Annotated in this window: 11 protein-coding genes; all 11 read left to right on the top strand. The window is 66.2% G+C overall.

Annotation, left to right across the window (positions count from 1 at the left end):
• Positions 1-2 precede the first annotated feature (2 nt).
• Positions 3-1400 (top strand): UDP-N-acetylmuramoyl-L-alanine--D-glutamate ligase, encoded by a 1398-nt coding sequence (gene murD, locus HAP40_RS30425; RefSeq protein WP_166814306.1) that lies wholly within the window; start codon positions 3-5, stop codon positions 1398-1400.
• Between the two features lie 182 nt (positions 1401-1582).
• A complete protein-coding gene (gene ftsW, locus HAP40_RS30420; protein ID WP_166814308.1) occupies positions 1583-2734 on the top strand; it encodes a putative lipid II flippase FtsW in 1152 nt (383 codons plus the stop codon).
• A gap of 190 nt (positions 2735-2924) precedes the next feature.
• Complete coding sequence (gene murG, locus HAP40_RS30415) at positions 2925-4025, top strand: undecaprenyldiphospho-muramoylpentapeptide beta-N-acetylglucosaminyltransferase (RefSeq protein ID WP_166814310.1); 1101 nt, start codon at positions 2925-2927, stop codon at positions 4023-4025.
• A gap of 123 nt (positions 4026-4148) precedes the next feature.
• Positions 4149-5552: a UDP-N-acetylmuramate--L-alanine ligase gene (murC, locus tag HAP40_RS30410; RefSeq protein WP_166814312.1), complete on the top strand. Its 1404-nt coding sequence runs from the start codon at positions 4149-4151 to the stop codon at positions 5550-5552.
• A 4-nt stretch (positions 5553-5556) separates the two neighbouring features.
• Entirely contained in the window at positions 5557-6477 is a 921-nt protein-coding gene (gene murB, locus HAP40_RS30405; RefSeq protein ID WP_166814314.1) for a UDP-N-acetylmuramate dehydrogenase, read from the top strand.
• A 126-nt stretch (positions 6478-6603) separates the two neighbouring features.
• Complete coding sequence (locus HAP40_RS30400) at positions 6604-7590, top strand: D-alanine--D-alanine ligase family protein (RefSeq protein ID WP_166819278.1); 987 nt, start codon at positions 6604-6606, stop codon at positions 7588-7590.
• A 349-nt stretch (positions 7591-7939) separates the two neighbouring features.
• Positions 7940-8962: a cell division protein FtsQ/DivIB gene (locus HAP40_RS30395; RefSeq protein WP_166814316.1), complete on the top strand. Its 1023-nt coding sequence runs from the start codon at positions 7940-7942 to the stop codon at positions 8960-8962.
• A complete protein-coding gene (ftsA, locus tag HAP40_RS30390; RefSeq protein ID WP_166814318.1) occupies positions 8959-10281 on the top strand; it encodes a cell division protein FtsA in 1323 nt (440 codons plus the stop codon). The genes HAP40_RS30395 and ftsA overlap by 4 nt, the downstream gene beginning before the upstream one ends.
• A 90-nt stretch (positions 10282-10371) precedes the next feature.
• Entirely contained in the window at positions 10372-12159 is a 1788-nt protein-coding gene (gene ftsZ, locus HAP40_RS30385; protein WP_166814320.1) for a cell division protein FtsZ, read from the top strand.
• 363 nt (positions 12160-12522) lie between these two features.
• A complete protein-coding gene (gene lpxC, locus HAP40_RS30380) occupies positions 12523-13485 on the top strand; it encodes a UDP-3-O-acyl-N-acetylglucosamine deacetylase (RefSeq protein WP_166814322.1) in 963 nt (320 codons plus the stop codon).
• Positions 13486-13727: 242 nt separating this feature from the next.
• Positions 13728-14612 carry an outer membrane protein assembly factor BamD gene (locus HAP40_RS30375; protein WP_166814324.1) on the top strand — a complete coding sequence of 295 codons (885 nt, stop codon included), beginning with the start codon at positions 13728-13730 and terminating at the stop codon, positions 14610-14612.
• Position 14613 lies beyond the last annotated feature (1 nt).

Below are 14613 nucleotides of genomic sequence, written 5' to 3'. Positions count from 1 at the left end.
CGATGATTCCCGTCACGTCCTTCGCCGGCAAGACCGTCGCGGTATTCGGCCTCGGCGGCTCCGGGCTCGCATCCTGCCACGCGCTGAAGGCGGGCGGCGCCGAGGTGATCGCCGCCGACGACAATGCCGACAACGTGGCAAAGGCCGCGCAGGCCGGTTTCGTCACCGCCGATTTGCGCACCATGTCCTGGGCCAGTTTCGCCGCGCTGGTGCTGGCGCCCGGCGTGCCGCTGACCCATCCGGCACCGCATTGGAGCGTGCTGAAGGCGCGCGAGGCAGGCTGCGAGGTGATCGGCGACATCGAGCTGTTCTGCCGCGAACGGCGGCGCCACGCGCCAGATGCGCCGTTCGTGGCCATCACCGGCACCAATGGCAAGTCGACCACGACGGCACTGATCGCGCACCTGACCAAGGTCGCCGGCTACGACACCCAGATGGGCGGCAATATCGGCACCGCCATCCTGTCGCTGGAGCCGCCGCGCATGGGCCGCGTCCACGTCATCGAGATGTCGTCCTACCAGATCGACCTCACGCCCTCGCTCGATCCCTCCGTCGGCATTTTGCTCAACGTCAGCGAGGATCACATCGACCGCCACGGCACCATCGCGCATTACGCCGCGGTGAAGGAGCGTCTCGTCGCCGGTGTGCAGGCAGGCGGAACAGCTATCGTCGGCGTCGATGACGGCTTTTGCCGCGACATCGCCGACCGGCTCGACCGTGCCGGCAAGAAGGTGGAACGCATCTCGGTCAAGAATCCGCTGGCGAGCGGCATCTATGTCGAGCACGGCAATATCGTGCGCGCCGCGGGCGGAGCCCGCAGCGAGGTCGCCGCGCTCGGCGGCATCGGCTCGCTACGCGGTCAGCACAACGCGCAGAACGCGGCCTGCGCGGCGGCTGCCGCGCTCGCGATGGGCATCGGCCTCGATGTGCTCCAGAACGGCCTGCGCAGCTTTCCGGGCCTTGCGCACCGCATGGAGCAGGTCGGCCGCCGCGGCAACGTGCTGTTCGTCAACGATTCCAAGGGCACCAACGCGGACGCCACCGCGCATGCGCTGTCGTCCTTTGCCGACATCTTCTGGATCGCCGGCGGCAAGCCGAAGGCGGGCGGCATCACCAGTCTCACGGGCTCCTTCCCGCGCATCCGCAAGGCCTATCTGATCGGCGAGGCTGCGCAGGAATTTTCGGGGACGTTGGGTACGGTCGCGCACGAGATCAGCCAGACGCTGGACGTCGCGGTCGAGCATGCCGCGCGCGACGCGGAAGTGTCGGGATTGGCAGACGCCGTTGTGCTCCTGTCGCCTGCTTGCGCGTCGTTCGACCAGTACCGCAACTTCGAGATCCGCGGCACCAAGTTCCGCGAGCTGGTGCAGGCGCTGCCGGGTGTGAAGCCGGTGGTGTAGCGAGCTCTGGTGTCCCGGACGCGCGCAGCGCGAGCCGGGACCCAGAAGCCACAATGGGCCCTGGCTCTGCAGCGCACCGCCATAGCGTGTCGAAGACTCTTCAAAACTTGAACGTCCCATTAACCCCCCGGTAACCAACCTCGGCGACCAATGGACGGACCTCTGTCCGAAAGCGGCCGCCCATGCTCTCCCGTGAAGAACGCACCCCCTTTTCCGAGTGGTGGTGGACCGTCGACAAGCCGCTGATGGGCGCCATCCTGGCCTTGATGCTGACCGGCGTGATCCTGTCGCTGGCGGCGAGCCCGCCGGTTGCGACCCGCATCGGGCTTGATCCGTTCCATTTCTTCAGTCGTCACGTGATGTTCCTCCTCCCGTCCTGCCTGGTTCTGCTCGGGGTCTCCTTCCTGACGCCGCGCGCGATCCGCCGCTCGGCGCTGATCATCTTTGCGGCAAGCATCGTCCTGATCGTGCTGACGCTCGCGATCGGCCCCGAAGTGAAGGGCTCGCGGCGCTGGATCACGCTGCTCGGCGTCAACATCCAGGCCTCCGAAATCGCAAAGCCGTCGTTCGTCGTCATCGCCGCCTGGCTGTTTGCGGAATCGACCAAGCGGCCGGAGATGCCGGCGACCTCGATGGCGCTGGTGCTGCTCCTGATGCTGGTGGCGCTGCTGGTGATGGAGCCCGACTTCGGCCAGACCATGCTGATCCTGATGGTGTGGGGCTCGCTGTTCTTCATCGCGGGCATGCGGATGATCTGGGTGTTCGGTCTCGCAGGTCTCGGTGCGGCCGGCCTGTTCAGCGCGTATCTGTTCGTCCCGCATGTCGCTGGCCGCATCAAGCGCTTCATGAACCCGGCCTCCGGCGACACCTTCCAGGTCGATACCGCCATGGAGGCCTTCTACAACGGCGGCTGGTTCGGCCTCGGGCCGGGCGAGGGCATCGCCAAGCGCAGCCTGCCGGACAGCCATACCGACTTCGTGTTCGCGGTTGCCGCCGAAGAGTTCGGCATCATCCTGTGCCTCGCCATGCTGGCGCTGTTCACCTTCGTCGTCATCCGCACGCTGTCGCGCGCCTATGCCAACGAGGACATGTTCTCGCGCTTCGCCGCGTCGGGCCTTGCGATCCTGTTCGGCGTGCAGGCCGCGATCAACATGTCGGTGAACCTCCAGCTCATCCCCGCCAAGGGCATGACGCTGCCGTTCATCTCCTATGGCGGCTCCTCGATCGTGTCGCTGGCCTATGGCGTCGGCATGATGCTGGCCCTGACCCGGCTGCGCCCACGCACCGAGGTCGAGGCAAGCGGCCGCGCCGAGGCGATGCGCAGCTACGCCTAATCGGTCTTGTGTCCCGGACAAGCGAAGCGCAGATCCGGGACCCAGAATGCCGCAAGCATGCTGTCGGACGGATGGGCCCCGGTTCAGCAGCGCACCACGCTGCGAAGGGCAGCGCGCTGCGCCGCGCCCGGGGCACCGCATCTTGTAGCCGGCTCGCAATGACTGAAAACTCCCTGTAAAACTCCCCGGCATGGACACGTCCTCCCTGATTCTTCTCGCCGCGGGCGGCACCGGCGGCCATCTGTTTCCGGCCGAGGCGCTCGGCGTCGAACTGATCCGGCGCGGCTTTCGTGTCCGCCTCGTCACCGACGAGCGCGCGCTGCGCTATAGCGGGCTGTTCAGCAAGGACATGATCGACGTCGTCAGCAGCGAGACCGCGCGCGGCCGCAACCCGCTCCAGCTTGCCTATGCCGGCCTCACGCTGGCCGCCGGCACGCTCTCGGCCTACGCTCTGATCAGGCGATTGAAGCCGGTCGCCGTCGTCGGCTTCGGCGGCTACCCGACGTTGCCGCCGCTGGTCGCGGCGAAATTCGCCGGCGTGCCGGGGATCATCCACGATGCCAACGCCGTGCTCGGCCGCGCCAACCGGTTCCTGTCGAGCCGCGTGCGCGCCATCGCGACGTCCTTGCCCGGCGTGCTCGACCGCGATCCGGCGCTCTCCGCCAAGACCACGACCGTGGGCACGCCGATGCGCCCGGCGATCCTCGCCGCCGCTGCGGTGAAATATGTCGCGCCCGACGCGAATGGTCCGCTGCGGCTGCTCGTCGTCGGCGGCAGCCAGGGCGCGCGCATCATGGCCGATATCGTGCCGGGCGCGATCGAGCGGCTCGAGCCTGCGTTATGGAGCCGCCTCGTCCTCACCCAGCAGGTGCGCGAAGAGGATATGAGCCGCGTGCGCGCGGTCTACGACAAGCTCAAGATCCAGGTCGAGCTCGCCCCCTTCTTCACGGATTTGCCGGCGCGGCTTGCCTCGAATCATCTCGTGGTATCGCGCTCCGGCGCCGGCACGGTCGCCGAGCTCGCCGCGATCGGCCGGCCCTCGATCCTGGTGCCGCTGCCCGGCTCGATCGACCAGGACCAGTTCGCCAATGCCGGCGTGCTGGCCAAGGTCGACGGCGCCATCCGCATCCCGCAGACCGAGTTCACGTCTGATCGGTTGGCCGCCGAGATCTCCACTTTCGCCGCCGAGCCCGCGCGCCTTGCCCGCATGGCCGAGGCCGCCCGCGGCGCCGGCCGGCTCGATGCTGCCGAGCGGCTGGCCGATCTCGTGGTCAAGGTCGCGGGAATCTGACGCGAAAAAGCCCTTGTCTTCGCCTTCTAAAGCGGGGCATCCAATAGAAAAGGCGCGCGGCTGATTTGGCCGTGATCTTTGCCAAATGCCGCCCTTTTCCGGCGGCGAGGTCAGGAACAGAGCATGAGACTGCCGCGCGAGATCGGACCCATCCACTTCGTCGGGATCGGCGGGATCGGCATGAGCGGCATCGCCGAGGTGCTGGTCAATCTCGGCTATGCCGTGCAGGGCTCGGACGCGTCCGACAATTACAATCTCGACCGTCTGCGCAAGAAGGGCGCGAAGGTCTCGGTCGGCCACAAGGCGGACAATATCGACGGCGCCGAGGTCGTCGTCGTCTCCACCGCGATCAAGCGCGACAATCCGGAACTGATGGCGGCGCGCGAACGGCGCATTCCCGTGGTGCGCCGCGCCGAGATGCTGGCCGAGCTGATGCGGCTGAAGAGCTGCGTCGCCATTGCCGGCACCCATGGCAAGACCACCACGACGACGATGGTCGCAACGCTGCTCGATGCCGGCGGGCTCGATCCCACCGTCATCAACGGCGGCATCATCAATGCCTACGGCTCCAACGCGCGGCTTGGCGCCGGCGACTGGATGGTGGTGGAAGCCGACGAGAGCGACGGCACGTTCCTGAAGCTGCCGACCGATGTCGCGATCGTCACCAATGTCGACCCCGAGCATCTCGATCACTTCAAGACCTTCGATGCCGTGCAGGATGCCTTCCGCCATTTCGTCGAGAACCTGCCGTTCTACGGCTTCGCCGTGATGTGCATCGACCATCCCGTGGTGCAGAGCCTGGTGGGGAGGATCGAGGATCGCCGCATCATCACCTACGGCGAAAATCCGCAGGCCGATGCGCGGCTGGTCGATCTCACGGCGGGCGGCGGCGGCTCGAAATTCAAGGTCGTGATCCGTGACCGCAAGAGCGGCGCTGTGCATGAGATCGCCGATCTCGCGCTGCCGATGCCGGGCCGGCATAACGCCTCGAACGCAACGGCTGCGATTGCGGTTGCGCACGAGCTTGGCGTGTCGGTCGAGGCAATCCGCAAGGCGCTGGCCGGCTTCGGCGGCGTCAAGCGCCGCTTCACCAAGACCGGCGAATGGAACGGCGTCACCGTGATCGACGATTACGGCCATCACCCCGTGGAGATCGCGGCGGTACTGAAAGCAGCGCGCGATTCCTATACCGGCAAGGTGATCGCCGTGGTGCAGCCGCACCGCTACACCCGCCTGCAATCGCTGTTCGAGGAATTCTGCACCTGCTTCAACGATGCGGATGCGGTGGTCGTCGCCGACGTCTATGCCGCCGGCGAAGCGCCGATCGATGGCATCGACCGCGATCATTTCGTCGCGGGCCTGCGCGCCCATGGCCACCGCGAGGTGATCCCGCTGCCGGCGGCCCCGGAGCTCGCGGGCATCGTCAAGGGACTGGCGAAGTCCGGCGATCTCGTGGTGTGCCTCGGAGCCGGCAACATCACGCAATGGGCCTATGCCTTGCCGGACGAACTGAAGGCGCTGGGGTAGGACGGTGGGTTTTCCCGACATCACGCCTGACCTCAAAGCCGCGATGCCCGAGCTTCGCGGGCGGCTGCTCGCCAACCAGTCGCTCGCCGAGCTCACCTGGTTTCGTGTCGGCGGCCCGGCGCAAGTCCTGTTCACGCCGGCCGACGAGGACGATCTCGCTTACTTTCTCGCGCGCCTTGCGCCCGATGTCCCGGTCTATGTCGTCGGCGTCGGCTCCAATCTCATCGTGCGCGACGGCGGCATTGCAGGCGTGGTGATCCGCCTTGCGCCGCGCGCCTTCGGCGAGGCGAGCGCGAGCGGTGATGTCGTCACCGCCGGCGCTGCCGCACTCGACAAGCGCGTGGCGGAAGTTGCGGCCGCCGCCAATATCGGCGGGCTGGAATTCTATTTCGGCATTCCCGGCACGATCGGCGGCGCGCTGCGAATGAATGCGGGCGCCAATGGCGGCGAGACCAAGGACGTGCTGATCGAGGCGCGGGGGGTCGGGCGCGACGGCGGCAAGCACGTCTTCTCCAACGCCGACATGAAGTTCGTTTACCGCAACAGCGGCGTCGACACCTCCATCATCTTCACCTCCGCGCGCTTTCGCGGCGAGATCGGGGATAGCGATGCGATCCGCGCGCGGATGGCGGAGGTGCAGAGCCATCGCGAGACCGCGCAGCCGATCCGCGAGAAGACCGGCGGCTCGACCTTCAAGAATCCCCCCGGTCATTCCGCCTGGAAGCTGGTGGAAGCGGCCGGGTGCCGCGGCTTGCGCGTCGGCGGCGCGCAGGTCTCGGAGATGCACTGCAATTTTCTGATCAACACGGGCGAGGCCACCGCGCACGACATCGAGACGCTGGGCGAGACCGTGCGCGAACGCGTGAAGGCGAATTCCGGAATTGAGCTACACTGGGAAATCAAGCGGATCGGGGTCTCTATTTAACAGTCATTCCGGGGGCGCGAAGCGCACCCCGGAATCTCGAGATTCTCAGATGCGCAAGTGCGCACCATAGTTCGATGCTGCGCATCGCCCCGGAATGACGAACTAGAGAGATTGCGGACTATGACCATGCGCATCACCATCCTCTTCGGCGGCTCCAACCGCGAACGTCTGGTTTCGGTCGCCTCGGCACAGGCGCTGCATCAGGCGCTCCCCGAGGCCGACCTGTGGTGGTGGGACGTCGAGGACAAGGTGCACGTCGTGCAGTCCAAGCAGCTGCTCGAACATGCCCGTCCGTTCGAGGACGAGTTCAGGCCCGGCACATCGGGCATTGCGCTGGCGCAGGCACTCGATAAGGCCAAGGCCGAGGATCGCGTGCTGGTGCTCGGCCTGCATGGCGGGCGCGCCGAGAACGGCGAATTGCAGGTAATGTGCGAAGCGCGCGGCGTGCCTTTCACCGGCTCGGGCTCGGCCTCCTCGCATCTCGCCTTCGACAAGATCGCAGCCAAGCACTTCGCCGCGCTCGGCGGCGTGACGCCGCCGGCAAACCTTTCGCTCGACGAGATCGACGAGGCTTTCGCCGAGTACGGAAGGCTGATCGCAAAGCCGGCGAAGGATGGATCGAGCTACGGCCTGATCTTCGTCAATGCCAAGCAGGATCTGGTCGCCGTCCGCAACGCCGCCAAGCAGGAGGAATACGTCATCGAGCCCTACGTCGCCGGCGTCGAGGCGACCTGTGGCGTGCTGGAGCGCACCGATGGCTCGATCATCGCGCTGCCGCCGATCGAGATCATTCCGGGCGAAGGCAATTTCGACTACGCCGCCAAATATCTCCTGAAGTCGACACAGGAGATCTGCCCCGGCCGCTTTTCGCCCGAGATCACCGCCGCGCTGAAGGAGCAGGCGATGGCGGCACATCGTGCGATGTCCTGCACCGGCTATTCGCGGTCCGACTTCATCGTCTCGGACAGGGGCCTCGTCTACCTCGAAACCAACACGCTCCCCGGGCTGACCAAGTCGTCGCTCTACCCCAAGGCGCTGAAGGCCGAGGGCATCGCGTTCGTCGACTTCCTGCGCGGCCTGATCGAGCTCGCCGAGCGGCAGGTCCGGAAATAATTAGGACTGGTTAACGGCCGGCCGGTCGAAACCGCCCGGTTTGGGCACCAAAACCGGTAAAATACCGGACATGGCGGCATAAATGCCAGATATCGCCGGGCAAAAAGCATCCGGCGTTAACGAATTTTACCTTTTGTTTACCAGGACGTCCGAAGGTTAACGCTGGCGGCGCATATGGCGCTTGGGCTGCCGGCGCGTGAGCTGTTCGCGGTGATGTCACCTCCAGCGCACGCTTTGTAGGGGAGAGGCTTCATCTGCTGAAGACCAGCACCCGGCCCGGCAAGTTCTAGACGTCATGTTCGCCAGGTTCCGCGCGATGTCGCGGGCAAACTGTTGACGAGCTCGTGCAATGGATGGTGCAGGAAGCCTCACCCGGTCGTTTCTGAGATCGCTGAGGCCCCAAGCTGACCTGAAGGCGGCCGCTATCGGAGCGGTCGTGCTTCTGCGCGAGTGGATGCAGGACAGGCGCGCCGAGGCGCGCGCCGCCGCCAAGGACAAAATCAAGGCCAGGGCCAAGGCCGTCGTCGAGCGCGAGCCGCCGCCGCGCGTGGTCGCGCTGGTCGAGCGCTATCTGCCGCGCCGGATCGGGATCAGCATGACCGTGCTGCTGTTGATCGGAAGCTGCGGCTTCGGCATCGTCAAGGGCGGCCACCTCCAGGATTTCATCACTGCGGTCAGCGACGCCCGCAACGCGCTGGCCAATTCCGCCGGCTTCCGCATCACCTCGGTCGTGATCAACGGCCGGAAGCAACTGACCCAGGACGAGATCCTCGCCATCGGCGGCGTCAGCGGCCGCTCCTCGCTGCTGTTCCTCGACGCCGAAGCGGTGCGCGACAAGCTCAAGGCCAATCCCTGGATCGCGGACGCGACCGTGCTGAAGCTCTATCCGGGCCAGCTCATGATCGAGCTCACCGAGCGCAAGGCGTTCGCGCTGTGGCAGGAGGCCGGCCGGCTCTCCGTCATCGCCGATGACGGCGCCGTGCTCGAACCCTATGTCTCGCGCCGCTTCCTGTCGCTGCCGCTCGTGGTCGGCAAGGGCGCCGATACGCAGGCCCGCGATTTCCTGGCGCTGCTGGCGCGCTATCCGCAGGTCAACTCGATCACCAAGGCCGCGATCTTCGTCGGCGAGCGGCGCTGGAATCTGAGGCTCAAGGACGGCCTCGACATCCGCCTGCCCGAGCAGGACGTCGGCAACGCCCTCGCGATGCTGTCCAGGCTCGACAAGGAGGACAGGCTGTTCTCCCGCGACATCGTTGCCGTCGACATGCGCCTGCCCGATCGCTTCGTGGTGCAGCTGTCCGACGACGCCGCCAAGGCGCGCGAGGAGCAGTTCAAGGACAAGAAGAAAAAGAAGGCCGGGGATTCCGCATGACCGGTCTTGATCGCACCCAGACGCCGAAGACCCGCCCGATGCCGCACAAGCGCGGCGGCATCGTCGCCTGCCTCGACATCGGCACCAGCAAGATCGCCTGCATGATCGCGCGGCTGAAGCCGTCGCCGCCGAGCGATGCGCTGCGCGGCCGCACCCATGCGGTGGAATTGATCGGTTACAGCCAGATCCAGTCGCGCGGCATGAAGGCCGGCGCGGTGATCGATCTCGGTGAATGCGAGCAGGCGGTGCGCCAGGCCGTCGGGCTCGCTGAGAAGATGGCCAAGGTCCGGGTCGAATCCGTGCTGCTGTCGGTCTCCGGCGGCCGGCTCGCAGGCCAGCTGGTCGAAGCCGCCGCCGACATCCGCGGCGGCGCCGTAACCCCGGCCGATGTCAGCCGCGTCACCTCGACCGGCATGCGCCATGCTACCGGTGAAGGCCGCACCGTGCTGCACGCCCTGCCGGTCGGCTACACGCTCGACGGCGTCAAGGGCATCCGCGATCCTCGCGGCATGGTCGCGCACCAGTTCGGTGTCGACATGAACGTCGTCACTTGCGACGCCACCGTGGCACGGAACCTGATGCTGGCGGTCGAGCGCTGCCACATCAATGTCGAAGCCATGGCGGCGAGCTCCTATGTGGCCGGCCTGTCGGTGCTGACCGACGACGAGGCCGATCTCGGCGCTGCCGTCGTCGAGATGGGCGCGGGCACCACCACGATTGCCGTTTATTCGGGCGGGCGCTTCGTGCATGCGGCCGGTTTTGCGGTCGGCGGGCAACACATCACGATGGATCTCGCGCGTGGACTCTCGGCGACCATTGCCGATGCCGAGCGAATCAAGACCTTATACGGGACCGTCATCACCGGCGGATCGGACTCGCGTGAGCTGATGTCTGTGCCGACAGCCGGTGACGAGCAGGATCTGCCGCAGATCGTCTCCCGCGCCACCATCGCCAACATCGTCAAGCACCGTGCCGAGGAAGTCTTCGAAATGGTTCGGGACAAGCTGAAGGATTCGCCCTTCGCCGCAGAGCCCAACGGCCGCGTCGTGCTCTCGGGCGGTGCCTCGCAGCTGACCGGGCTGGTCGAGCTCGGCACCCAGATTCTCGGCCGGCCCGTGCGGGTCGGACGTCCGCTCGGCTTTGGCCGGCTGCCCAACGAGGCGAAGAACGCCGCGTTCGCGGTGCCGGCCGGACTTCTCGTCTACCCGCAATATGTTCACCTCGAACATGTCGAACCGCGGCATACGCGGCAGCAGGTCAGGACAGGGACCGGCGGTTATTTCGGAAAGGTCGGACGATGGCTACGCGAGGGCTTCTGATGTCTGCTTTCCGCAATTATCGATTTTCACCAACTCCCGCGGCCACCGGCCGGGGCGAACCCACGCGCGCGTGATCGAGAGGCAGCAACCATGACCATCAGCATCAATGTTCCTGATATTCACGAACTGAAGCCCCGGATCACCGTCTTCGGCGTCGGCGGCGCCGGCGGCAACGCCGTCAACAACATGATCACGGCGGGCCTGCAGGGCGTCGACTTCGTGGTCGCCAACACCGACGCGCAGGCGCTGACGATGTCGAAGGCGCAGCGCATCGTGCAGATGGGCACGGCGGTCACGCAAGGCCTCGGCGCCGGCTCGCAGCCGAACGTCGGCGCGGCGGCGGCGGAAGAGGTGATCGACGAGCTGCGCGACCATCTCTCCGGCGCCAACATGGTGTTCGTCACGGCCGGCATGGGCGGCGGCACCGGCACGGGTGCTGCGCCCGTCATCGCCAAGACCGCGCGCGACATGGGCATCCTCACCGTCGGCGTCGTCACCAAGCCCTTCCACTTCGAAGGCGGCCGCCGCATGCGCACGGCCGAGGCCGGTATCAACGAGCTTCACAAGGTCGTGGACACGCTCCTGATCATCCCGAACCAGAACCTGTTCCGGGTCGCCAACGAGAAGACCACCTTCGCCGACGCCTTCGCGATGGCCGACCAGGTGCTCTATTCGGGCGTTGCCTGCATCACCGACCTGATGGTCAAGGAAGGCCTGATCAACCTCGACTTCGCCGACGTCCGCGCCGTCATGCGTGAGATGGGCAAGGCGATGATGGGCACCGGCGAAGCCTCCGGCGACAAGCGTGCGCTGACCGCCGCCGAGGCTGCGATCGCCAACCCGCTGATCGACGACAGCTCGATGAAGGGCGCCAAGGGCCTCCTCATCTCCATCACCGGCGGCAAGGACCTCACCCTGTTCGAGGTCGACGAGGCCGCGACCCGCATTCGCGAGGAAGTCGACCAGGACGCCAACATCATCGTCGGCGCGACCTTCGACGAAGCGCTCGACGGCCTGATCCGCGTCTCGGTCGTTGCCACCGGCATCGAGCAGGCGGCGATTGCCCGCAACAGTCAGGCGACCTCCGCTCCCGTCGCGAACGCGGCACCGCCGGCGCAGCAGGCTGCCCCGCCGGCCGCCGTTGCCGAGAGCCGTCTCGCCGACCTGACTGCCCGGCTCCGTGCCGACAATCAGCGTCTGGCTGAACGCGCCCAGAAGCTGGAAGTGCAGGCCCCGGCCGCCGCTCCGGCCGCTGCCGCGCCTCGCCCGAATGTCGAGCGCGCTGCGCTCGCCGCCATCGCCGCCGCGGTCGCCGACGTCCCACAGGCTCCCGCGCCGACGCAGACCTACGGCGACGTCACCGTGCGCCCGATCGCGCAGAAGCCGACCCTGTTCCCGGAGCCCGACATGGCCCCCGTCGCGATGCAGGAGCCGATGATGCCCGAAAACTTCATTCCGCCGCAGGCCGAGCGCCCGCCGGTCCGTGCGCCGCGGATGCCGCGTATTGAGGAACTGCCGATGCCGGCCCAGGCCGAGATTCGTCAGGCCCGTGGCGAGGTCGAGGAAGAGACCCCGCAGAAGAGCCGCCTGTCGCTGCTCCAGCGCCTCGCCAATGTCGGCCTTGGCCGTCGCGACGAGGAGAGCGAGCCGCCGGTGGCCGCCCGCACCGCCGGCCCCGCGATGCCGCCGCTGCCCGAGCGCCGGCCGCAGAAGACCGTGGCGCAGCAGATCGCGTCCAACGAGCCGGTATCCGAGTATGCCCGCCGTCCGGCGCCGCAGGGCCTGGACATGCATGGCCGTCCCGCGCCTGTTGCCCCGGCGCCACAGGGAGACGACCATCTTGATATCCCCGCCTTCTTGCGGCGGCAGGCGACCTGAGGATTGTTACAACAAGGCTGACGAAAAAGGGTCCCGGCAACGAGCTTGCCGGGACCTTTCCTTTTGTCCCGTGCAGGCCCGGATTGTGCAGCCAACCAACTGATTTTAAATAATTAATTACACATTCGGTGGTTCAGTAAAACTACCGGTACCCCCTCCAAACAGCGGCCCAATTTGGTTAAGCCTTGGCGCGAATACGGCGGGTTTGGGGTAACAATCGGTAAAAAAGCGTGAGTTGGCGCTGTTTGAGGCAGTGACTATGGTTTGGCGTGACTTGGGGATACGGATTCGCGGGGACGTCGGCACTGGCCGGCGAGGCGGGTCTAGTATAAGTCGCGGTGATCGTAGTGGGGCGGGTTCCTGATGAAATTTAGCCGGCAAACAACGCTTCGTGCGCAAGCCTCCGTGGCAGGCGTAGGCGTTCATTCCGGTCTTCCCGTCACTCTCACGCTTGGGCCTGCGCCCATCGACGCGGGCTTTGTTTTTGTCCGCACCGGACTCGAGGGACGCGACCGCGAAGTTCAAGCCACTGCCGAGCAGGTGATCGCGACCGATTTCGCCACCGTCCTCGGCGATCGCAACGGTCCGCTGGTCTCAACTGCCGAGCATGTGCTTGCTGCACTGCGGGGCATGGGCGTCGACAACGCCACGATCGAGATCGACGGACCGGAAGTGCCGATCATGGACGGCAGCGCCGCTGCCTTCATTGCGGCGATTGATCAGGCCGGTATCGTCACCCAATCGGCCCAGCGCCGTTTCATCCAGGTTTTGAAGCCGATCGCAGTCAAGATCGGCGACTCCTTCGGCGAGATCAGGCCCTATGCCAACGGGTTCCGTGCCGAGGTCGAGATCGACTTCACCAACCCCGTCATCGGCCAGCAGAGCTACGCCTTCGACCTCAGCCCGGAACGCTTCCGCCGCGAAGTCGGTCGGGCCCGGACGTTCGGCCTGATGGGCGATGTCGCGCGGCTCTGGAGCGCGGGTTATGCACTCGGCGCCTCCTTCGACAACACTGTCGTGTTTGACGACGAGCGGCTGCTCAACACCGAGGGCCTGCGCTACGCCGACGAATGTGCCCGCCACAAGGTGCTGGACGTGATCGGCGACCTCGCTCTGGCGGGCCTGCCGCTGCTTGGCGCCTACCGCTCGCTGCGCGGCGGCCACAAGCTCAACCACGCTGTCCTGACCGCGCTGCTGGCCGATCGCACCGCCTGGCGGGTAGTCGAGGGCGAAGCGGCCCGCCGCACCACGCGCCCGGTCACCGAAGTCGGTGGCAGCATCGTCGGCGGCCGGATCGCTGCGGCCTACGGGCCGGACGTGTCCTGACAGAGCTGTCGTCGCAGGCACGGTTGCGACCGACCCCCGGGAAACTCCTGGTAACCATGATCGGCTAGGATTGCGGCGCGTTCGCCTTAATCCGGGCGAAATGCCTGCCTATCCGGTTAATTAGCGATCCTTTTTCGGATCAATCGGCGTGGTCGCATGGCAGGCACCACGGTTACATTTCGCGCCCGTGACGGGGGTCATGGGCTGGCGGGCACGCATCACAGGGCGTCAAGGCAAAACTCATGTCGGCACAGCGTATGACGCGCGGATATCTCTCGGTCGGAGCCGGTCGATTGGTCCAGGCCGCGACCCTCTTCATGCTCGCGCTGCCGCTGGCCGGCTGCGGCACCGGCGCCCTCTGGGACAAATTCACCGCCAAGGACGACACCTTCGTCGAGGAGCCCGCCGACAAGATCTACAATGAGGGCCTGTACCTCATGAACGAGAAGAAGGACATGAAGGCGGCGACCAAGAAGTTCGAGGAGGTCGATCGCCAGCATCCTTATTCCGACTGGGCGCGCAAATCGCTGCTGATGTCGGCCTACGCGTCCTACCAGGGCGGCGACTATGACGGCTGCATCGGCGCCGCCACCCGCTACGTCACGCTGCATCCCGGCAGCCCGGACGCAGCCTATGCGCAATATTTGATCGCCGCCTCCCATTACGACCAGATTCCGGACACCAGCCGCGACCAGGCCCGTACCGAGAAGGCGATCGCCGCGCTGGAAGAGGTGGTGCGCAAATATCCCAACTCGGAATATGCGACCTCGGCCAAGGCCAAGATCGAAGGCGCGCGCGACCAGCTCGCCGGCAAGGAAATGAACGTCGGCCGCTACTACGCGCAGAAGCGCGACTACACGGCGGCGATCAACCGCTACAAGACCGTGGTCACGCAGTACCAGACCACCCGCCATGTCGAGGAGGCGCTGTTCCGCCTGACCGAGGCCTATATGGCGATCGGCATCGTCGGCGAGGCGCAGACCGCGGCGGCCGTGCTTGGCCACAACTTTCCTGACAGCCGCTGGTACAAGGACGCCTATAATCTTGTAAAATCCGGCGGTCTCGAGCCGAGCGAGAATCAGGGGTCCTGGATCAGCCGGACCTTCAAGAAGATGGGCCTCGGCTAGG

Source organism: Bradyrhizobium sp. 1(2017) (assembly GCF_011602485.2).
Lineage (GTDB): Bacteria > Pseudomonadota > Alphaproteobacteria > Rhizobiales > Xanthobacteraceae > Bradyrhizobium.
The sequence above is the reverse complement of the archived record's forward strand: the minus strand, read 5'-3'. Positions and strand labels throughout refer to the sequence as shown.